The organism is Paenibacillus sp. EKM211P, assembly GCF_011066175.1.
Lineage (GTDB): Bacteria > Bacillota > Bacilli > Paenibacillales > Paenibacillaceae > Paenibacillus > Paenibacillus polymyxa.
Map to the genome: position 1 here is coordinate 1 of NZ_JAAMNS010000006.1, position 21,063 is coordinate 21,063.

At 47.3% G+C, this 21,063-nt stretch carries 16 protein-coding genes; 4 read left to right on the forward strand and 12 right to left on the reverse strand.

From position 1 onward, the window contains the following. Nucleotides 1-443: 443 nt before the first annotated feature. From G9G57_RS11530 to G9G57_RS11580, 11 genes are all read right to left on the reverse strand, one after another. Nucleotides 444-2,054 carry an FAD-dependent oxidoreductase gene (locus G9G57_RS11530; protein ID WP_164964958.1) on the reverse strand — a complete coding sequence of 537 codons (1,611 nt, stop codon included), beginning with the start codon at nt 2,052-2,054 and terminating at the stop codon, nt 444-446. A gap of 25 nt (nt 2,055-2,079) precedes the next feature. Continuing rightward, the gene (locus tag G9G57_RS11535) at nt 2,080-3,021 is read right to left on the reverse strand and encodes an ROK family protein (protein ID WP_238799284.1); all 942 of its coding nucleotides are present in this window, start codon (nt 3,019-3,021) and stop codon (nt 2,080-2,082) included. A gap of 116 nt (nt 3,022-3,137) precedes the next feature. Further along, nucleotides 3,138-3,977 (reverse strand): MurR/RpiR family transcriptional regulator, encoded by an 840-nt coding sequence (locus G9G57_RS11540; RefSeq protein WP_017425714.1) that lies wholly within the window; start codon nt 3,975-3,977, stop codon nt 3,138-3,140. Continuing rightward, a complete protein-coding gene (locus G9G57_RS11545; protein ID WP_164964960.1) occupies nt 3,955-4,674 on the reverse strand; it encodes an N-acetylmannosamine-6-phosphate 2-epimerase in 720 nt (239 codons plus the stop codon). Before G9G57_RS11545 ends, G9G57_RS11540 begins: the two co-directional genes overlap by 23 nt. Nucleotides 4,675-4,679: 5 nt before the next feature. Then, a complete protein-coding gene (locus tag G9G57_RS11550) occupies nt 4,680-6,221 on the reverse strand; it encodes a DUF4127 family protein (protein WP_164964961.1) in 1,542 nt (513 codons plus the stop codon). A gap of 95 nt (nt 6,222-6,316) precedes the next feature. After that, nucleotides 6,317-8,143 (reverse strand): protein O-GlcNAcase, encoded by a 1,827-nt coding sequence (locus G9G57_RS11555; RefSeq protein ID WP_016820247.1) that lies wholly within the window; start codon nt 8,141-8,143, stop codon nt 6,317-6,319. Between the two features lie 50 nt (nt 8,144-8,193). Next, nucleotides 8,194-9,084, reverse strand: a complete 891-nt coding sequence (locus G9G57_RS11560; protein ID WP_117290312.1) for a carbohydrate ABC transporter permease — start codon at nt 9,082-9,084, stop codon at nt 8,194-8,196. After that, nucleotides 9,084-9,965, reverse strand: coding sequence for a carbohydrate ABC transporter permease (locus G9G57_RS11565; RefSeq protein ID WP_016820245.1), 882 nt, complete (start codon nt 9,963-9,965; stop codon nt 9,084-9,086). Before G9G57_RS11565 ends, G9G57_RS11560 begins: the two co-directional genes overlap by 1 nt. A gap of 64 nt (nt 9,966-10,029) precedes the next feature. Further along, a complete protein-coding gene (locus G9G57_RS11570; protein WP_016820244.1) occupies nt 10,030-11,304 on the reverse strand; it encodes an ABC transporter substrate-binding protein in 1,275 nt (424 codons plus the stop codon). A gap of 184 nt (nt 11,305-11,488) precedes the next feature. Then, nucleotides 11,489-12,055 (reverse strand): DUF420 domain-containing protein, encoded by a 567-nt coding sequence (locus tag G9G57_RS11575; RefSeq protein ID WP_013369012.1) that lies wholly within the window; start codon nt 12,053-12,055, stop codon nt 11,489-11,491. Between the two features lie 288 nt (nt 12,056-12,343). Next, entirely contained in the window at nt 12,344-12,619 is a 276-nt protein-coding gene (locus G9G57_RS11580) for a GNAT family N-acetyltransferase (RefSeq protein WP_013369011.1), read from the reverse strand. A gap of 192 nt (nt 12,620-12,811) precedes the next feature. On the opposite strand from G9G57_RS11580, the gene G9G57_RS11585 reads away from it, so the two are divergent. The 3 genes from G9G57_RS11585 (at nt 12,812) to G9G57_RS11595 (ending at nt 15,344) form a co-directional block, all read left to right on the forward strand. Continuing rightward, complete coding sequence (locus G9G57_RS11585) at nt 12,812-13,774, forward strand: ATP-dependent DNA ligase (RefSeq protein ID WP_185156686.1); 963 nt, start codon at nt 12,812-12,814, stop codon at nt 13,772-13,774. A gap of 110 nt (nt 13,775-13,884) precedes the next feature. Further along, complete coding sequence (locus G9G57_RS11590) at nt 13,885-14,436, forward strand: MarR family winged helix-turn-helix transcriptional regulator (RefSeq protein WP_016820242.1); 552 nt, start codon at nt 13,885-13,887, stop codon at nt 14,434-14,436. After that, nucleotides 14,421-15,344 (forward strand): alpha/beta hydrolase, encoded by a 924-nt coding sequence (locus G9G57_RS11595; RefSeq protein WP_016820241.1) that lies wholly within the window; start codon nt 14,421-14,423, stop codon nt 15,342-15,344. The genes G9G57_RS11590 and G9G57_RS11595 overlap by 16 nt, the downstream gene beginning before the upstream one ends. Nucleotides 15,345-15,412: 68 nt before the next feature. Here the strand turns inward: G9G57_RS11595 and G9G57_RS11600 are convergent, their stop codons facing one another. Further along, complete coding sequence (locus G9G57_RS11600; protein WP_016820240.1) at nt 15,413-16,348, reverse strand: manganese-dependent inorganic pyrophosphatase; 936 nt, start codon at nt 16,346-16,348, stop codon at nt 15,413-15,415. 362 nt (nt 16,349-16,710) lie between these two features. On the opposite strand from G9G57_RS11600, the gene G9G57_RS11605 reads away from it, so the two are divergent. After that, the gene (locus G9G57_RS11605; protein ID WP_164964962.1) at nt 16,711-21,006 is read left to right on the forward strand and encodes a S8 family serine peptidase; all 4,296 of its coding nucleotides are present in this window, start codon (nt 16,711-16,713) and stop codon (nt 21,004-21,006) included. Nucleotides 21,007-21,063: the final 57 nt, after the last annotated feature.

Sequence of the window (21,063 nt, forward strand, 5' to 3'; positions counted from 1 at the left end):
TGTATTAGGCACGCCGCCAGCGTTCGTCCTGAGCCAGGATCAAACTCTCCATTAAAGACCAACCGAAGTTGGTTTATCGAAAGAGCGATTAGCTCATTTTGAAACTGACGAGATAAAATATCTCATTGTTTGATTTTGCGAACAAAATCATTTACTCACTCGTTGTTCAGTTTTCAAAGATCAAATTCTTTTTCGCTGCGTTTTTCAGCAGCTATAAGATCATATCATGTTCATTTCAAAAATGCAAGGGTTATTTTTTTCTTCTTTTCGAAGTTTGTTTCGCCCTAGTTATTTTCTTTCGAAACGGCTGTTTTGTTGTCAGCTCAAATAATATATCATATACCTAAGCAACTTAGCAAGTATTTTTTTATTATTTTTATTTTTTGAATACATCTACTCATTTTCTGCTCCGATAAATCAGTCAAGGGGCTAGTGCCCCTTCATTAACTGGTCACTCCTTCTGGTTCGAACACCTCTACTGGCCAATGCAGCTCCACACCTTGACGAAGGAGAACATTTTGAAAACGTCCAAGATGTTCTTCTGATCGGCTCACTTCAATAGGATATACTCCGTTGGAGACACAGTAAGCCGCCAAGCTTCCCGATGATTCTCCTATATTCCATTCTGTAGGATGTAGCCGATAGCAACCATTGGCTATTTGAGTCATCCCTATATTTTTGCATGCAGGAAGCAAATTACGTACTCTCACAGGAATCAGTGAACCCAATGGAATTTCATAAGAATAGTTAGGGATGTAAAAGGTTCGCTGAGATACCGTAGTCGGATGAAGATCTAAATGATAGCTGCCCACACCTACACTGTCTGAATACCGTTTGGGTCCCTCCTTCCCCCGAAGCTCACGACTTACATCAAACTCCGAAATCGTATACTTGGCCTTAATCCGGCGCGACTCGCGAATATAAGCCGTTTTAGCCAGACCGTCAGAAGTGCCAAGAAAATCACCCCGTGGTCGAATTCCTGGATAGCCGAAACCTCCATCTAATCGGGGAGCCTCAGTTTGAAGCCAATATATTAATGAACGAGTCAACTCACGCGCTCCTTCTCGATGCCTTGCCTGCTCCTGAGCGGTGACACCAATCAATGGTCCCAGGTAATAATCATTTTGAGCCCAGTTTAAAAGAGTAACCTCACCATCGTTTAGCGGTTCGCTCCATATGGAAGGATCTACGATACGACGATAATCCCATAAGGATACAATACCCTGATCGTTAGGGAATAATGTGAACTGTTTTAGCTTACTGGTATCATCTGCATCTGTTGCAAACCAGCTCAAAATCGGAAAACGGGAAAAGGACGGGATATAATTTCTCCAGAAATCGTATTGTTGCGGTCGCTCTATAATGAAGCTTTCCTGAGGAATGTAGTCTACAGCAGCCACATGCGTGATAGATTGCATATCAAGAGGATTAGCATACTCCAGTGCATGAGGCTCCCCCGTTGCAGCTCGGGACTCCGCTCCACTCGTATGCTCCACACCCGCCATGGGAAGGAGATCACCACACTCTGTGGCATCCAGATAAAACGTTCCATGCAGCACTCTGAGGCCACTCTTATGATCAGGATTATACGAGGTGCGGACGGTAACAGAAGTGATAGAATCTCCATCTGTCTGAGCAGCAATAGGCACGGTGTGATAATATACACGAACACGTCCCGTATTTAAATAAGGAGCAAGCATATCCTCAAGCACCTGTAGAGCTACCCGTGGTTCATGAGCCAGACGACTTACCCAGCCGTTCCCAGGATTAAGAATCGGATCATTGTAGGCTTCTTCGGTTAACGGATAGTTCTGACGGTAATACTCGCGTACACGATTACGGAACTGACGATATGTTGCTGTGCAACCAAACTGTTCGATCCATCGGTGCTCATCTGGGGGAACAGCCTGTGAAGTTAATTGCCCTCCCAGCCAGTCCGTCTCCTCTGTCATGATGACTCTCATACCAGCTTTCGCCGCCGCAAGGGCTGCCGATGTCCCTCCCAGACCTCCGCCAATCACAACAACATCGGCATCAAGCCGTTTTTGCGTCATGGTTCGTTCCCCTTTCATTTTTGTACTAAGATTCCATCACTTCAAAAGCTAGTCTAGCAGCGCCGATGAATCCAGCGCGATTGCCCAACATTGCCCGACTTACTTCTGTTTGAACTCCCAGTTGGTACAAATGCTTTTCCAGCAAGGGCCACCATACCTCTCCCGCATCCGCTACTCCTCCCCCAACAATGATCAACTCAGGATCAAGGGTCACCGAAATATTAGCCAGAAGCACAGCTAAATCTGCCGTGTAGTCGTCCAGTGCCTGAATAGTCTTCAGATTGCCGTGAGCGGCCTCTGTCACAATCTCGTTCCCCGAACGGTACAGTTTTCCGGTGTATTCACTGCCTCGACGTAACAGGGCACTACCTGATACGTATTGCTCGGCACATCCCTTTTTCCCGCAATTACAAGGGTGACCTTCGGGAAATAAAATACTGTGCCCCCAATCGCCGCCGCTCCAGTGAGCCCCTCTACACAAGAAGCCATTTTCCATATACGCGCCTCCGACCCCTGTTCCCAAGGTGAGCATGACCAAGCGCTGTTTGCCCTTCCCAGCTCCCTGCCACGCTTCTCCTAGTAACGCAGCGTTCGCATCATTATCTGCAACCGCACGTAGCGCCAACTTTTCTTTAGCCCACTCCACCAAGGATGTCCCCTGCCAGCCAGGCAGGTTATCTGTGGCGTACACAACTTCACCGCTCTCCACGTTCACTCTGCCAGCAGTAGCAATACCTAAAGCGCCTATACCTATAGGGGTACTCACACTGGTATCTCCAAATGAACGCATCAGTTCGAATACAGCCTCAGACACACGCGACAACACCCATTCACGCCCACGTGAGGCATCTGTATCCATTCGGATTTCATCAAGTACCGATCCATCCCGCGCCACTATGGCGGCCTTTACGGAAGTTCCTCCAATGTCGACCCCAATGACTTTGTTCAATGCAACTGCCACCACCATATCCTCCTTGTTCCCCCACATAAAAGCTTACGAGCTCTTAGCACAAACCTTCTATAGATAGAAAAACATGATGAACTGTCGGAGCGTATCATATTCTAATCTACAACCGCAGAATCTCAATAACTTCGTTCAATAACCGCCCTCGCTGTTTTTTCCTTCATCTCTTCGGTGCGGCTTGTGTGCTTGCGAGCAAGTCCTTCGCAGATGAGGTCAATCACGAATAGCTGTGAGATTTTGGCGCCGATTGAACCGCCTTCTATCGGAGCTTCCTTCCCTGCGGTCAGTAAAACAATATCTGCAATGGAGGTAATAGGTGATTTTGCATAATTCGTAATTGCGATAACTGTTGCTCCGTTCTGCTTGGCCTTGTGCAGCATGTCGTTGGTATCCAGTGTACTTCCTGATACACTGATGCCAATAGCGACATCACCAGGACTCATGGACACGGCCATCATCGACTGAATATGTCCGTCTGCCACAGCCTCGGCGCGCCGCCCAATCCGCAAGAATCGGTTTTTAGCATCCTGTGCGGAAATTCCCGATGCACCTACACCGAAAAATTGAACATAACCCGCTTGATCGAGACACGCTATCGCACGACTAAGCTCCGAACGGTCCAAGAGCCCCATGCTGGAGTGCAAAATATCGAGCATATTGTGATACACCGTGCGGGTAATATCATGTTCGTGATCTGGGTCGATGTTCTCCTCGCTCATATCGGTTTTTCGATAAGTCTGGTTTTGTGCCAGCGACAGTCGGAAATCCTGATACCCTTTAAAACCAATTTTCCGGCAAAAACGCATAACCGTCGTTTCGCCTGTACCTGCAAAGTCAGCCAGCTCCGTCACGGAGAAATATATGATGTCAGCGGGGCACTCCAGTACGCACAAAGCGACTTTTTGCTCCGATTTCGTTAATGAAGGATAATACGTGTTAATTCGGTCGTTCATCTCCATAGATGCATTTCACTGCCTTCCTTGCGGCATCGGCAAACCGCTGCGTAATCAATTGGGGTCTAGTAATCGCCGAGCCTACAACCACTGCATGTGCACCCAGCCGAAATGCTTCCTCTACTTGTGCCGGATCATGGAATCTGCCTTCTGCAATGACAGGAACAGGAACCAGCTCTGATGCTCTCCGCACCAATTCCAGATCCGGACCCTCTATCTGAGTAGAATATGGCGTATAACCGGATAACGTCGTGGATACGCAGCCTACACCAAGGGAAGCCGCATGAAGCGCCTCCTCCAGTGTCGATATATCCGCCATGGAGGTGACTCCGTGCTCATGAGCGTAATCTATGAGTTGCTTCAGCTTGCCCCCCGCTGGGCGCGGTCGTAATGTGGCATCCAGTGCAATGATATCCGCACCTGCCTCCACCAGTTCCTCCATTTCACGGAGGGTAGGCGTAATGTAAACATCAGAATCATCATAATCCCGTTTAATCAAACCAATGACTGGTAGAGGGATCGCCTGTTTAATCGCACGTACATCCGATGCACCATTGGCACGAATCGCTACAGCTCCACCCTCCTGTGCAGCACGTGCCATTTTGACCATAAAATCTGTTCCATGCAACGGTTCGCCAGGTAGCGCCTGACAGGAAACGATCAGTCCATGCCGAACCTTGGATAATATAGCTTCCATCTCCATAGGAATCACTCCCTCTCCTCAGCATAATGCCGAACGGTCAATCCAACTTCAAAGGTACGGTTCCACGGCATGTAGCAATCTGTAATTTCCACGCGACCCTCCGGCCCGTTCACATATTCATCGAGCGCCTGCTCCAGCCGTCCGCGAATAACTGTAGCTACCGATCCTCTAGGTCCATCAAGCATAAACTTGTTAAAACCCATCTGCTCCACAATTCCATTATTCATAGCTGTACGTACCACAGCGCAATAACAGGCATCCTCAGCGTAGCGTAGCCCCAGAAAATCCAGGTGTTCCTCCGTAGGACCATAGCGAACATAAAGCATGGACTGGGCAATGACGGTACCGAGCGTATTAGAACTGGTATTCCAGCCTGCATAGCCTGCCAGCTTAAAAAGCAGTCCTTTTTGCTTCAATAGTCTAAGCAGCTTGAGATCGGCGCCGTTGGCGTAAGCTACATCAGCAATTGCAATATGTTTATTGGCATCATGCTGCATATGAGCACCGTACTCCACCAGTTCTACCAGATTCCGATGTACATCATATCCGGCCATCGCATGCTGCTGGGATGAAGCTTCTGCCATCGTGTCACCAGGTGTGTTGGCCAGCAAAATCAAATCAGCCTCCGCTGCTGAGGAAGCAATCAGCCCACCTGCCGCTATAATCTGATACTTTAACGTTTCGTAAAAATAACGATCCTCAAAAAGCGGGACTAAGAACGCCCCCTGCAAAGCAGATAATCGAGGATATACCAGTGGAACTACATGATTCGTCCGATTCACCCAACGAGCTAGCAACGTACAACCCACTTCGTCTGCCCCCGGATACATGTATACTTTCAAATCCAGCCCAAGCTCGGAAATACGACTTCTTAGTCGCTGTTGATCCTTGGCGGTATAGCCGTAGGGAGCCGAATCATCCTGTGGAATGATCAGAAAATCAATCACGCCTTCTGCTACCAGTTCCAGTGCTACTTGATTAGCTTCCAAATTCACACGGCGACGCCCTAGATAATCGTCCAAAATCTCTATAGGCAAACGCTTGTTGATGTCCGCTAATTCCAGCAACTCTTCTGCGGTAGCGATCGCTAGCTCCTGACGATGCTCAATGAAGCCTTTTCTAAATATTTCACGACCCCAATCAGCATAGTAGTCTGGTTCCTCATCAGCCAAAGAGTATTGCGGACAACGCATAATCAATTGAAAGGCATACAAAGTCAGTTGCGGGTATAGCTGCTTCAACCTGCGAAGACGATTAGCCCTGTCCCTGACCTGCTCACTCGACATTCCGTGTAGCCGAGAGGGTACGATTCCCCCGTACAGCAGCGTATCCATCGCAATAATCGCTCCATCAGCAGTCGCCGCACGTTCTTCGAGCCACGTCCATAGCCTGGTCGTATCGCCAGGGATTTTCTTTTGTCCCATCCATTCTAAAGGAGGGCGCTCCATTTCAAGGTCTGTGCCCTGTGCTAGTAAGTAAGGAAATTGATAATTGCAGGGCCGCTCATCCAGCGGTACAAAAAGTAATCGGGTATTTGGCTTCACCATACGCTCCACCTCTCCTGGAAATTACCGTTATTCTAACGGCAAATGGTAATTTTCAAGGCAGCTATGCTGTCTTGTTTCTTAACCATCACCAATTCTCACAAGATCAGTCGATATTTGCCTTGTTCATCCTGATCGACATAGCCCCACTGCACGGCGGCACGGATCGCTGGATTGCTCCCCAGTCGAGTCTCTGCTTCTAGGCAAGCCGTGATACCGCGTCGTAGTTCGTCCACGACCTCGTCCGCCAGAGGCGGCGGCTTTTGTCCGCCAGTTGCTTCGCTCTGCATGAGGTTTCCTAGCGACTGCACATCGTTCTGGCGCTCGTTGCCTAGCGCAGCTTGGCGCAGCACTTGCCACAGGTCCACATCCAACTTGGCACGTTCCAGCCAAGGCGTAGCCTGTGCCACGAAGCCTGCCGCCGCATCATTGGCAGATATATTCTGTAGGACGCTCACAACGTGAAGCAGCCGCTCGAAGTAGATATCCAGCGCAGGGATATCGCGCATTTGCAAGGCAAGGTCCACGTCCTCATACGTGCTGCTGCCCAGTCGGCTGTTCTTGTTTTGGCGACAGAAAAACATCAGTTCATCTGCATGCTCCCCCGCTAACTCCCGCACAGCCCATTCCCAGGACAGCTCCGGCATATAACGCTCACTGTTCCACATATAGTGGGACATCGTAATAAGCGTCACCTTGGAGCACTCCCATTGGTTCATTGGGTTGGCCACCATGCCGGTATGTCCGCAAGCTGGAAGCCCGGAATACCGTCCGCGCAGCGGATCGAGGAATAACCGATCATGGTCACAATCATTCACCGGGATGTTATCCCATAACCACAGCTCATGCCCATAGAATGCATGGTTATCGGCAGCATGCTGGCGACCAATCTGTGGAGCAAATACAAAGTATCCCGTCCAGAATACCTTAATATCTGGATGCAATCGCTCCCGGAAATCCTTTTTGTATTCGGTATCCCAATAGGACCAATATTCCGATGGACAGACTGTCAGCGTAAATTCAGGCAGCCGCTCAGCCAACCATGTATGAACCTTATTCGTCAAAAAGACATGAGCGTGGCCCGAGCGGCCCAGCAAATGCCGATTTTCCCCTTTAAGGACGTAATCAATATCATCCATTAATACAGAAAAATGACGTACGCCTATCGCTATCATGGCTGCCAGCTTCTCCGTCAATTTGAGAAAATCTTCAGCGCTACCAAAGTTCAGGTCATTCCCTGGACTAATACAATAGTGAAAATCAATCTCGTGCCGTTCACAGGCTTCCTTTAATTCGCGGATTTGGGCAAATGTCTCCTCGGGGTACGGTTCCCTCCATAGCTCGCGATGATAGGGATCGTCCTTGGGAGCGTACATAAACGTGTTCATCCGATGCACAGCCATAAAATGAACGGAATCCAGCCGATCTGCGAAACTCCACGGTTTCCCGTAGAAACCTTCAATGATTCCTCTGACCGGAAAGGAAGGCTCATCCCGAATAGACATCACCGGTAGCGCACATCGTTCCTGTTCTACTTGAAGCAGGAGATGCAGGGCATCCATGCCGTACTTAAGCCCTCTTTTATTGGACGCATGGATTTCAATTCTCCCTTCCTTCTGAATGTCCAAACGATATCCATCGGCAGTAAGCGTTCCGTCATATTCGAGCATCAACTGCACGCTTCCCCTTGTTTCAGTCGGAACACCGGGCCCCGGAGGTGCAATGAGTCGGATCGGTCCCTCGGGGTCAAGCACACCTTCATACTCCTGATTCATTGCGAAGCGAGAGGACAGTTCACAGATCAGGTTCGGTTCAGAGATAACCAGTTTGTCCCCACTGTCATACACATCACGAAAATAATATTGAACCTCCTGCGGTGTTAGCCCTACATCCGAATTAGGTCTCATTCTTTTGGACAGTTCCATCGCAATCGTCTCCTTCCATTTACGGGCTCTCCGTAGCCGAGACTTCTGAATTATCCTTTCACCGCTCCCGCCAAGCCTTCCATATAATAGCGCTGCGTGAACAGGAACAATATAATGATCGGCAATACCGAAATCATTGTGCCTGCAGCAATCCAGCCAAAATTATAGGCAAACTGACCATTGAGATACGTAAGTGCAGCTGCCAGCGGGTATAGCTCCGTATCGTTCAGAATAACGATAGGCCATAGGAAGCTGTTCCAGAACGACATGGCCTCCAACAGAGAAATCACAGCAAGCGCCGGCTTGACCAGCGGAAGCACCAGTTGCCACCAAATTCGAAACTCCGAAGCGCCGTCCATTTTACCCGAATCACGCACATCGGCGGGAATATGAATAAACGTCTGCCGCATTAGAAAAATGTTGAACACAGAGACTGCCCCAGGCAACACCACACCCATATATGTATTGCCCAGATGAAGCCCTTGAATGGTCAGATAATGCACAATAAATGCCGTGTAAGAAGGAATAATCATTGTAGCAATCAGCAGCGTAAACACCACATTTTTACCCTTAAAGCGAAACACAGCCAAGGGATACCCCGTCAAACTGGCCAGTACCACATTGAGCACAACGCCCAACACCGTAATGATGACTGTATTCAGCATATATTTAGGAAAATCCATGAACTGCCACACCTGAACATAGTTGTCGAAATCAATAAAGGTCGGGAAGATCGCAGGCGGCGTTGAAAAAATATTACGGCCTGGCATGAGGGATACACTAAGCAGCCATAGAAACGGTCCCATCAAAAAGAGGGCTAGCAGCACTAAAAGCACATACATTACCGTCATTCTGAGCACTCGACCAAGACTACGCATGATGCGACTGCTTTCTTTTTTAGGAAGAGACGAGCGTAGCATTTTATCATTCTGTAGATTCATCAATAGGGATTGACACCGCCTTTCCTATTGAATCGGAATACAATAATACTAAGTACCGCAATCATTGCACCGACAATTAAGCCAAGTGCCGAAGCGTACCCAAAATTAAACTGCTCCATCCCCTTTTGAAAAATATACAAGCTGGATGTCAACGTGGCCGTTCCCGGTCCACCCTTGGTTAACACATATACCTCATCAAATACGCGAATAGCTGACATGAGCGATATGAGGGTACAAAACAGAACGTATGGCTTCAGCAGCGGAAGTGTAATATGAACAATCAGACGCCATCGACTGGCTCCATCCACCCTAGCGGCTTCGTACAGATCTTGAGGAATGTTTTGTAATCCTGCCAGATAGAGCATCATATAATACCCGAGTCCCTTCCACATCGTAATGAACATCAGTACATACAAGGCTAAATTGCTGTCCGATAACCAGTGTATGTCTTTGCTAATCAAACCGACTTGTATAAGCAAATAGTTCACTACGCTGTTATTGCCCAACAGCCAGCTCCAAATTAAGGCCACAGCTACCATCGAAGTCACAACAGGGATGTAGTAGGTCGTACGAAATATTTTAATTCCGGGGATACGACTGTTCACCAGCACAGCCATCAGGATAGAGAATATTTGAAGAAAGGGAACAATGAGCACGTACAACAATGAGTTCCAAATCGAAATAAGAAAGTTACGGTCCTTAAACGCTGCTTCAAAATTATCCAGGCCGACAAAATGGGTATCTGATATGACAGAGTAGTCCGTCAATGCCAGCGGAATGCTGTAAATAATAGGCCAAAATACAAAGACGGCAAGCAATAACAGTCCCGGCGTCATAAAGGCCCAGGCCGTAAAGGACTCCGACCTCAACCATTTGATCATGCTGCATCACCACCTGATTTTGATAAATGAACAGGGGAGTATTCGCATTACTCCCCTGTCATACCTATTGCTTTAAAATATCATTCACTTCCTGCTCCAAGGCAGTAAGCGTCTCCTTCGTATTACTTCCGTTCAATAAAATATTTTGCAAGGCTCGCGCGATCGCGCTGTTCACATCCTTGGCATTAGGCACACCGACCATATAATCTGTCGCCTTATCCAAGCTTTGTGCAGATACTACCTTGGCTTGTGCCTCTAATGATTGGTCAGACTGAGTAAAATACGGGTCTTTAATCGATTCTTTTGTGGAAGGTAGTGTATTGGCCTCTTTAGAAAATGCCGTTTGACTCTCTGCATTTGTTAAGAAAACAGCAAATTTCACCGCCTCGTCTATATGTGCAGACTTGGTAGGTACGACCAGGTCCATAGAGTTGGAAAGCCGCAAATCAGCTTTGCCGGTTGGGACGGGAACAGCAATCGTATTTTTATATACGTCCGGCGCTGCCGTTTTGATAAAATTAATGAATGTCGGGCCCGCCAGCTCGAAGGCAACCTGCTCGCCAGCGTAATATTTCACTTGCTGCGAGAAGTCAGCATCTTCCTTAAGCACGACTCCATCTTCCATCTGTTTTTTTAGATTATCGATCATGGTGACTGCGTCTGGTGTGTTGAATGCAGCTGCTGTCTTTTCTTTATTTAAGATAGGAATACCGTCAACCGCAAAAAGCTTGGATACAAGCTGCTGAGCATAGCCGGCCTTACCGATTTTTCTATTGATTTGGCGGCCCCATTCTGACAATTCCTCCCGCGTTTTGGGCGGATGGGCAGGGTCCAATCCAGCTGCTTTAACCAACTTAGTATTCATGTAAAGCACTTCCGTGCCTGTATACCAGGGGAGTGCATAAGCTTTACCGTTAATAACAGTCGAATTATAAATACCTTCGAAATAAGCAGCCTTTTCCTCAGGCGACAAGTGTTCATTCATATCAACAACAGCGCCCTTAGAGCCCATTTGGCTAGCAAATTCCGTATTGAGATTCACTACATCCGGACTGCTGTTGCTAGCGATACTCGTCAACAACTTATTGGTCACTGCATCATACGGGTAATCCTTCCAATCAATTTTGACATTAGGGTTCTTCTGCTCATAATCGGCAATGACCCGATTGAAATACGGGGTAAATGTAGGTTGTAGCGCAATGGTCCAAAATTGGAGTGTCACTTTCCCTCCGTCTACCTTTTCCGGCTTTGAGCCTCCGCCACCGCAGCCGCTCAGCAGTACAACCAGCGCCAGCATAGATACAAGCAACCGTAACCTGCCTTTCGCTTTCTTTGTCACATGGTGACCCCCTTGTTCTTAGTTGATTAAGGTAAATTATAACAGAAATACCGTTATAGAAGGAACATTTTTTCAATAAAATAAATTTAGAAGGAATAATTTTTCTTTTATTGGATACAAAAAAGACGCCTCTTTAATAGAGACGCCATGTTTGCCAAATCAACCCACAGAGGATTCATATCTATTAATAATATGGAGCCATGAAAACGTACACCAAAACTCCAGTCAAGCTCACATATAGCCAAATAGGCATCGTCCAACGGGCAATTTTACGATGTTTTGCTACCTGCATCGTCCATCCCCATACAACTGTGAATAGCGCCAACGGTACGATAATCGCCGCCAATATACTATGCGAAATCAACAGCGTAAAGTAAATCGGCCGAAGGATACCCACACCGCCATATTTTGCAGTTTCCGGTGAAATGTAATGGAAGGTCAGATAGGAAAACAAAAACAAAACGGTACTGGCGAAGGCCAGCAGAATAAAGGTTTTATGCACCTTAATGTTTTTCTTGAAAATCGCAACCAATGCAGCCACCAAGAAAATAAATGTGAAGCTGTTAAAAATCGCATTCAACCTTGGGAAAATAGTGAGATCAAAACTAACACTCCCCTGGTATCCGATCGGCGAAAAGAACAGCAGCAAAATAATCACATTGGCTATAATGGAAACGGTGATAATCAAGGCTGTAAAATTACGATTGCTCGTTGGAACGTACTGCTTGTCCTCACTCGCTTTATTCATCATGAGCGTCTCCTTCGTTTAAATTCAGGTTTTCGTTATTTTTGCGGTCATAACCATAATATATTATATAGAACTCATAGATAGCCTGTGAAGTGACAACAGTATGAACAATTTCACAGCCATTCTCCAGGAAATATGCTTCATCGATTTGGGAACCACTCTTACTTCCCAATATCAACGGTAGAATGCATTCATTTTACAAGCTTTATGCACACAAAAAACACCGGGAAGGGATCGTTCCCCACTCCGGTGTTGTGTCGGCTATGCAATAACGCGCCTTGATAGCAATATTCATTGCTGCCAGACGTCACTGTATTCCTGATGACGCTTGAACAGAGCCAGCGCGTACGAGCAAGCAGGGATCACCTTTTTATGCTGTTCCCTCGCCATAGCAACAACTTTGTCGATGAGCTCCTTGCCAATTTTTTGACCCCGTAACTGTTCAGATACAAATGTATGGTCAATGACCAGAGAGTGGTCATCTACGGATTTATAACCTACTTCTGCAACTACCTGTCCATCATCCACCATGACTACTGCATGGTCTTCCTCGCGAATTTGTCTCATGAGACCAATCCCCTTTCTGACTGAAGAAATGCCGTAACGACTCCATGCGAACGAACGCTGCATTCACTTGATACCCACGCTAGATATCCTTATCATTCCCCTATTTAGGGGATAGCGAAACATCACATACATAAAAAAGGAACTATCGTCGACACTATATTTATTCCAATTAAGGTAAAGGGAGGTGCTGTATTGGGTACGGAAATGAAACCTGTCATCCCGTTTGAACCAGAACTGAGTGAAAAAGTCCCTATAGATGCAGGCCCTTGGCGTTACGAAATAAAATGGGACGGTACAAGAATTTTAACGTATCACGACCAGGGCAACACGCGTCTGTTCAATCGTAAGCAGCATGAACGAACGCTGTTGTACCCGGAGCTTGCTCGCTTCTCCTCCTACTGTAGGGCAGATTCAGTCATACTGGACGGGGAGATGATCGCACTTGGTGCCGACGGTAAACCGTCGTTCCATGAAATTATGCGCCGGGATCTGATTCGCCGGACGGAGCGAATTCAGGCAGCCTATGAAGCCGTACCCGCTACTTACATGTTGTTTGACATTGTATATCTAAATGGGGAATGGGTTCATCGCAAACCGTTACAGGAAAGGCTTGAACTGCTGCATCAGATCATCATACCGAATGAACGGATCCAACTGGCTCCTGCTCATCCTGATGGACAGGCTCTTTTTCAGGTTATGTGTAGCCAAGGAATGGAAGGTATTGTGTGCAAAAAACTGGATAGTCCCTACACATTGGGCGGACAGGACAGACGATGGGTCAAGGTCAAAAATTATGGCGATATCATTGCCGTTATCGGTGGCTATACCCTGAACGGAGGTGTGATCAACGCTGTATTGCTGGGCCAGTATGATAAGCAAGGAATGCTGCGCTATATCGGGCACGTGGGTACAGGTAAGCTGACTCGTGGAGATTGGCATCAGCTTACCGAGCGCCTGATGCCACATACTCTATCGGAGCGACCTTTTATTAACAAACCGGATCGGCATCAAGACGCATTTTGGGTGAAGCCCATGTTTACCGCCAAAATTCAATATAGTGAGTGGCGGTGGCAAGAAGGACGCACCTTGCGTCAGCCATCCATCCAAGCTCTTGTGGATCAAGGTATTGAACAGTGCATCGGACCCTGGAAGTGACGTTTTGCCGATACTTTTTCAAAAAATGCAGAACAAAGTTTGTATAAATCATTGCAACCAGTGGTTAATTAAATTACAGTTAACTAATTAACTACATCGAGGTGGATCGCATGTTCTTTTTTTTGGACTCCGAAATTCGTCAACTGGCTTATAACCTATTTCCAGGTGGCAATAAACCGATTGGTGTTTTGGTAGATTTATTTTCTATAACATACGAAATAAGAAAAAATATGGAAAAACGTTCACGTGAGTTTGGTCTCTCCTATGGGCAATATATTGCACTTTGTGTACTTTCTGCGCAAAGAGATGAAATGTCATCTCCTTCAGCGTTGGCTGAAAAGATGGGTGTCAGCCGGGCAGCCATCAGTTCTATGGTCATTTCTCTTGAGCAAGAAGGATTCATAAATAAATACGACGATCCCAATGACAAGCGGGGAGTTTTTGTTTCTCTGAATGATAAAGGAAGAAGTAAAATCCAGCAGATGGACCCTTTTTTCATAGGGCTGGCTTCACGTCTGATGTCAGACTTTACTGAATCGGAGCTCTGCCAGTTTCAGACCTATTTGTCACGCGTACGAGATGCTTTTGAAGATGTTAAAGGTTCGCGTCTAACCACCCCCAGCGCCCTCAGAGAGGAGAAAGACAAATGGTGCGAAGACTGAGACAAAATCTGTTCGTCAAACTTGCCCGCAGATCGGCTGGTCGAATGATAACAGCATCCGATTTTAAGCCTTCGCATGCTCCCAAAGTACATCGGACTGAGAGAATGATCCCCACCTCTGTAGGTGATTCAAGGGTAATTGTATATGAAGCTTCCCTCCGGTCTGCTGATCCACTCCCTGTATTCGTCAATTTTCATGGTAGCGGATTCATAATGGGCAGCGCTGAAATGGATGACCCCTGGTGCCCGGTCATTGCCGAACGAGCGAATTGTGTCGTCGTTAATGTCGATTATCGCTTGGCCCCGGAGCATAAATTCCCTATTCCGCTACAGGAAAGTTATGATGTGACCCAATGGGTGTGCAAGCATCCTGACGTACTAAACATCGATCCCCAACGCATTGCGGTCGGCGGACATAGTGCAGGAGGTAATCTTGCAGCAGCGCTGTGTCTTATGGCCCGGGATCGCAAAGAATTCCCAATTGTGTATCAGGTGCTGGATTACCCATCACTGGATATTGCTACAGATCCCAAGCTGAAGCCCCAATTTGAGAAGGCGATCCCGCCTCGCGTGGCAAAAATCTTCAATGAAAGCTATTTGCGCTCGCCAGATGAGGCGCGAAATCCGTTGGTTTCTCCTATTTATGCAGAATCGCTGCATGATCTTCCTCCTGCGCTGATCATAACGGCCGAGCTAGACTCCTTGGCTGATGAAGCTGAGCTGTACGCCAAGCGGCTGATTGAAGCGGATGTGCCCGTAACATATAAGAAATATATGGGCGCCGCACATGCTTTTACTCATAGCGGCGATCTCGCTGTAGCTGAAAGTGCCTGGCACCTGATGAGCGATCAGTTGAAGTTAGCATTTGAATTTCGTATCGAGGACACTCTGGCAGAGCTGAAGAAATAAAAATAAAAATAAGCCTCCTGCTTCCACTGCCCTCATGCAGTCGGGTTCAGGAGGCTTATTTTTTATCATTACAAACTGTTAAAAGCTTCAGTCAATACAGGTACAATTTGCGATTTGCGCGATACGACGCCTTTCAGAACAGCCTTGTTGTCATCCAACTGTACATTGTAGGCTTTTTCAACTGCCTGAGCCTGGCTTCCCAGCGCAATACCAATGGAATCACTGTTCACAATGTCTGTTACGACGAACAAGAACAGATCAAGATTTTTGGCTGCAATGGTTTGGGACAAAGCAGCTTCCAGATCAGCTTGACGGGACAATACGTCGTTTACGTCTACTGCGTTCACTTGTGCGATTTCCACTTTGCGTCCATTCATCTGGAATTCTTTGGCATCCAAGCTTACTAACTGCTCAATCGTGTGGCCACTCAAATCAGCACCCGCTTTAAGCAAGTCAAAACCGTAACGGTCTGCATCCACACCAGCAATTTCAGCCAGTTCGCGGGCAGCGGCTACATCCTGATCTGTGCAAGTCGGGGACTTGAACAACAGGGAATCAGAAATAATCGCGGACAACATCAGACCTGCGATTTCTTTGGGAATGGCTACACCATTTTCCTTGTAGAGCTTGTTCAAAATGGTGGCTGTGCAACCTACTGGCTCAGCGCGGAAGTACAGCGGCTGGCTTGTTTCAAAGTTAGCGATCCGGTGGTGATCAATGACTTCAGTTACGCGCACCTTGTCAATGTCAGTTGCGCTTTGCTGGCGTTCATTATGATCGACCAGAATGACGCTGTCTGTTTCGGCAGCAACCTGCTCAACCAGACGCGGCGCGCTCACTTTGAAATAATCCAGCGCATACTGCGTTTCCCCGTTAACCTCGCCCAGACGAACCGGCTCTACGTCCGCGCCCAGTTTGGTTTTCAAGTCTGCATAAGCAATAGCTGAGCAAATGGTATCCGTATCCGGATTTTTATGCCCAAAAATCAATGTTTTTGCCAACATAATCGACTCCTTCACCTTAAGCATTTTACGTGATTGTGTAACCTCTACAATTCCAATGCAGATTATATCATTAAATCTTGCATTCTCCCATTCCTCTTCGATTGATTTCAAAAATAATCTAGTGAATTCATAACATTTCCATGGAATCTATATGTGAAGTTAACCTTATTTTTTCTAAAAATATAAAAAACATATAGTAATATATCCCACCAATATGGTAAGATATGCCTCAAAACTGGCAAGTTAGTCACCAGTGGTCAATTCTATTATTTTAGATATTAAGGGAGGCGTGAGAACAACGGCAGTGGCTTCAAATCCTAGTATGTAGAGATATCATATTTTGATTGAAAAGAGGGAAATCTTTGAAAAAGCCGATCATTTTGCAAAAAATACCTGTCGTATCACTCGCTCTTGCCTTGACGGTAAGCTTATCTCTACCGTCTTTCAGTTCTGCCGCTACTGCAGATCTGCCAATCGACTCATTTTTAAAAGCTCAGGAAGCATTAACTATTGAGTCGGCTCCAGCCTTTATCTCACCTGAGCTGAGCACAGACTCCTCTCGTCAGGTCAGAGTCATCGTACAGCTTGATGGTGAGCCCCTAGCTGTGGACAAATATGCCGCACGTTCAAGCGCCAAAGCTTTCACCGCTCAATCCGAGCAAAAAGCCGAATCTGCGATCGCCACCGAGCAAACAACGTTCGTAGACCAAGCCGCTGAGCACGGCATTTCCCTTCAAGTGAATTACCAGTACAATACGGTGCTTAACGGACTGGAGGTTACAGTGCCAGCCAATAAAATTCCAGAATTGGCTAAACTACCAGGCGTTAAATCCATTCACGAAAACAAAACATATTATTCCATCCCCGTGCAGGACCCACCAACACTTACAGCCAATGAAGCCACTTATGACAATGCACCACTGGACCAAATTGGTGTGCCTGAAGCCTGGGCCAAAGGATTGCATGGCGAGGGAATCAAGGTCGGGGTTATTGATACCGGTATTGATTATGAGCATCCAGATTTGAAAGAGGCCTACAAAGGCGGATATGACTCTTTTGAACAGGACAACGACCCTTACGAGGAACCGTTCCTTGAAAAAGAGAATGATCCGTACGGCACAGGTTTTAGTGGAACGACACATGGTACTCATGTCTCCGGTACCATTGCCGGGAAAGCTGCAAATAAATCCTCGGATATTGTACAAAAAGGCATTGCCTATAAATCGGACTTATATGTGTATAAGGTGCTTGGACGCAATACCAAGACCGGTCGTTCCTCCGGTTCCTCGGCTCAGGTCATTGACGGTATTGAACGTGCTGTCAAGGATGGCATGAATGTCATCAACCTGTCGCTAGGTTCAGATTCTGAAAAGGATCCCAACTCCCCGGATGCCATCGCCATCAATAATGCGGTACTTTCCGGGGTAGTCGCGGTCATCGCGAACGGTAACGCTGCACAACAAGGACCCTATTTTTATTCCATGGGTTCTCCCGCAACATCCCAGCTAGCGATTTCCGTTGGTGCAGCCACTTCACCAAGCAAGAGCTTCTCAGGCACAGCCTCAGTGACACGCGACTCCTATTGGGAGGACAACGGTGAATTAAAGAAAACCGTAACTACTGATACCTATGCACATTACGACTTTAATTTAATGGGCTGGGAGACAGGCAGAGAGGACTTTGCCTCCGTTATGGGAACTGCCCCTTATGAGCTTGTATATGCTAATTTGGGACAAGCTGATGATTTTGAAGGAAAAGACGTAGCCGGCAAAATTGTCCTCGTATCACGGGGCAACCTGGCGTTCGTGGATAAAATCGCAAATGCGAAAGAAAACGGCGCGAAAGCCGTCATTGTTTTCAATGGAAATACGAAACCTGGTGACATCACCAAGGCTGATTTAGGGGAAAGCATTTCAGGTCGCGATGACTACGTAAATTCCAATTTGGGTGACAGCTTTGACTTTATTCCGACCTTTGACATGAAAGGTAAGGAAGGTCGCGCGCTGGCTAAACAAATCGTAGACAACGCTGGAGAAAAATTCTCCGTTTCCTTTGGTGCAGACTATATTCGCACAGATCATTCAGGTAATACCATGGCCGATTTTAGCTCCCGTGGACCCAATGGAGATGAACTGCTAAGCATCAAGCCAGACGTAAGCGCACCGGGTGTTGGCATTTTGTCGACGTACCCTGCCTTCGCCAAGTTCTATCCGGATGCATCCTATGAGCAAGCTTACAAACGCAGCAACGGAACGAGTATGGCATCTCCACATGTGGCTGGACTTGCTGTGCTGCTGAAGCAGCAGCATCCAAACTGGACACCGTTTGATATCCGCGCTGCTTTGGCAAATACTTCGGTTACACTCTTTGATGAGGATAAAATCCAATATGATGTGTATTCCCAAGGTGCAGGTCTTGTAAACATCGCGAATGCGATTCAGACTCCAGCCCTGCTGGAAACCGTTGAAAAGATTACGATTCTTGACAAGAACTTTAATCGTCAAGAGGTTGTGAATTACAATCCTTCCGCCAGCTTCGGGGTGTTAAGACCGGGTAGTGATGCGAAGCAAATTCAGCTTCAACTCAAAAACTTGTCTGCTAACACTGTACAGTATGAAGCCAGCTATGTTTTACATGATAATGTCACCTCTGATCCGACGAAGCCTATTGCTACCCCTGATGTGAGCAACATTGCCGTTCAGTTGCAGGGTATCGGTGCGAATGGAGCCATCTCGGCAGAACCTGGCAAGTCACAACCGTTCTTCCTGTCTGTACAACCGAGCGCAAATGCAGCTACAGGTGTATATGAAGGAGAAGTTATTTTAAAAAGCGCTGGACAGCCGACACTTCATCTTCCGTTCGTTGTGCATGTCGGCAAAGAAAATCCAACGACAGGCTTCGGCTTGCAGGATCTAAGTTTCACGAACCCGATTATTTATCCAAGTCGTACAGGTGCGGAGCGCACAACAGATTTGGCTTTCCGTCTGACCACAGATAAAACCAATCAGATCGCGCTCTATGTATACGGATTAGATGATAAGCTAATCGGTCTGATTGATGGGATTGCCACTACCAAAGAACAAGGAGCTAACGCTCGCCTCAAACAAGGCGCATATTCCTTTAAGGGGATTAACGGAAGTTATGTTGAATTTGATGATAATGGCAAGCCTGTTCTGGATGCTAACGGTCAGCCGGTTATTCAACACTTGAAGGATGGCGTGTACAAGCTGGAAGTCAGCTCTCCAGAACTGAATGAAAAGGGAGAAGTCGAACGCAATCCCGATGGTCCTAAACTGTTCACTGCCACGAAATCGATCCGTGTGGATAATAGTGCCCCATCGGGCGGTAATAGTGGCGGCGGTGGAGGTGGCGGCGGTGGCGGCAGAAGCAATACTACACCTTCTGCTGCAACGAATACATCCACCCCTGTCGCTACATCTGCACCTTCACTGCAAAGCGTAGTGAAGCAAGGACAAGCTGTAAAAGCTGTGCCTACAGCCGTTGCGTTAAACAATAATGTACAGTCACTGACAGTAGCTGATGCAGACATGCAGGCTGCCGTGACAGCAGCTGGCTCCAGCCCAACAGCTATCGTATTGTCGGCTACTAGCCAAGCAGGCCAAACGACTAAAGCATCACTCACTTCGTCACAGCTGGCAACGCTGGGCAAAGCCGCAGCAGGAAGCAGCCTGGTTGTGAGTAATACAGGTTCTTCCCTGGCATTGCCAGTATCTGTTCTAAAAAATGCACCTGAAGGTGCGGGCATTGAAGTGGTCATCAGTAGCCAAGCAGAGGCGAGCGGCACATTTACAAGCAAGCTTAAAGGCTCGAATGTGATCGGCACCCCGGTAGGGTTTGAGGCCAACGTAATCACTGGCGGTAAGAGCCAACCGCTCAAAGTTGCGCCAGGACAATTTATTAGCCGATCCTTTACCGTACCTGGTCAAATTGATCCTAATACAGCCGGTGTGCTCTATACAGCGAACGGAAATGTCTATCCCGTCCCATCCGTCTTCACCAAGCAAGTTGATGGATCTACCGTCGTTAAGGTAAGCCGTCCGGGCTTCTCGACGTATGCAGCGGCGACACGACCTGTTAGCTTTGAAGATATTTCATCGTCGTATGCCCAATCCGAAATTCAATCGCTTGCAAATAAATTGCTCATTAACGGCACAACCGACACGAAATTCTCACCGAAGCAAAACGTGACGCGTGCAGAATTTGCAGCCTTGGTCACCCGGGCACTTGGCCTGACACCAGGTACTGCTGCACCATTTAGTGATATTCCGGCAGGTAGCTGGTATGCCGGGGATGTGGCGGCCGCTTATGAGGCCGGATTGATTACAGGTCGCAACAACGACAAGTTTGATCCGCAAGCAAATATCAGTCGTCAAGAAATTGCTGTTGTGCTGGGCAAAGCAGTAGACCTGCTTCAAATCAAAACAGCAGCCGATGGTCCTGCACGCACACCATACCATGATACTTCATCCTTTGCAGGCTATGCCAAGGACAGTATTGAAAAAGTAAGTGCGGCAGGTATTATTAACGGAGCCACGATTAAAGGCTCTTCCTACTTCCAGCCGAATGCACCTACAACACGTGAGGCATCTGCCAAGGTGCTGCATGTGCTCTTACAAAAAGCTGCACTCATTAACTAACAATTACAAAGCCCCCCGAGCCGTTATTTAACCAAAGTCGCGGTTCGGGGGGCTATT

Coding starts and splice junctions, on each gene's coding strand:
- G9G57_RS11530 (WP_164964958.1), bottom strand. CDS start 2,054: ATGACGCAAAAACGGCTTGATGCCGATGTTGTTGTGATTGGCGGAGGT.
- G9G57_RS11535 (WP_238799284.1), bottom strand. CDS start 3,021: ATGGTGGTGGCAGTTGCATTGAACAAAGTCATTGGGGTCGACATTGGA.
- G9G57_RS11540 (WP_017425714.1), bottom strand. CDS start 3,977: ATGGAGATGAACGACCGAATTAACACGTATTATCCTTCATTAACGAAA.
- G9G57_RS11545 (WP_164964960.1), bottom strand. CDS start 4,674: ATGGAGATGGAAGCTATATTATCCAAGGTTCGGCATGGACTGATCGTT.
- G9G57_RS11550 (WP_164964961.1), bottom strand. CDS start 6,221: ATGGTGAAGCCAAATACCCGATTACTTTTTGTACCGCTGGATGAGCGG.
- G9G57_RS11555 (WP_016820247.1), bottom strand. CDS start 8,143: ATGGAACTGTCCAAAAGAATGAGACCTAATTCGGATGTAGGGCTAACA.
- G9G57_RS11560 (WP_117290312.1), bottom strand. CDS start 9,084: ATGAATCTACAGAATGATAAAATGCTACGCTCGTCTCTTCCTAAAAAA.
- G9G57_RS11565 (WP_016820245.1), bottom strand. CDS start 9,965: ATGATCAAATGGTTGAGGTCGGAGTCCTTTACGGCCTGGGCCTTTATG.
- G9G57_RS11575 (WP_013369012.1), bottom strand. CDS start 12,055: ATGATGAATAAAGCGAGTGAGGACAAGCAGTACGTTCCAACGAGCAAT.
- G9G57_RS11580 (WP_013369011.1), bottom strand. CDS start 12,619: ATGAGACAAATTCGCGAGGAAGACCATGCAGTAGTCATGGTGGATGAT.
- G9G57_RS11590 (WP_016820242.1), top strand. CDS start 13,885: ATGTTCTTTTTTTTGGACTCCGAAATTCGTCAACTGGCTTATAACCTA.
- G9G57_RS11595 (WP_016820241.1), top strand. CDS start 14,421: ATGGTGCGAAGACTGAGACAAAATCTGTTCGTCAAACTTGCCCGCAGA.
- G9G57_RS11600 (WP_016820240.1), bottom strand. CDS start 16,348: ATGTTGGCAAAAACATTGATTTTTGGGCATAAAAATCCGGATACGGAT.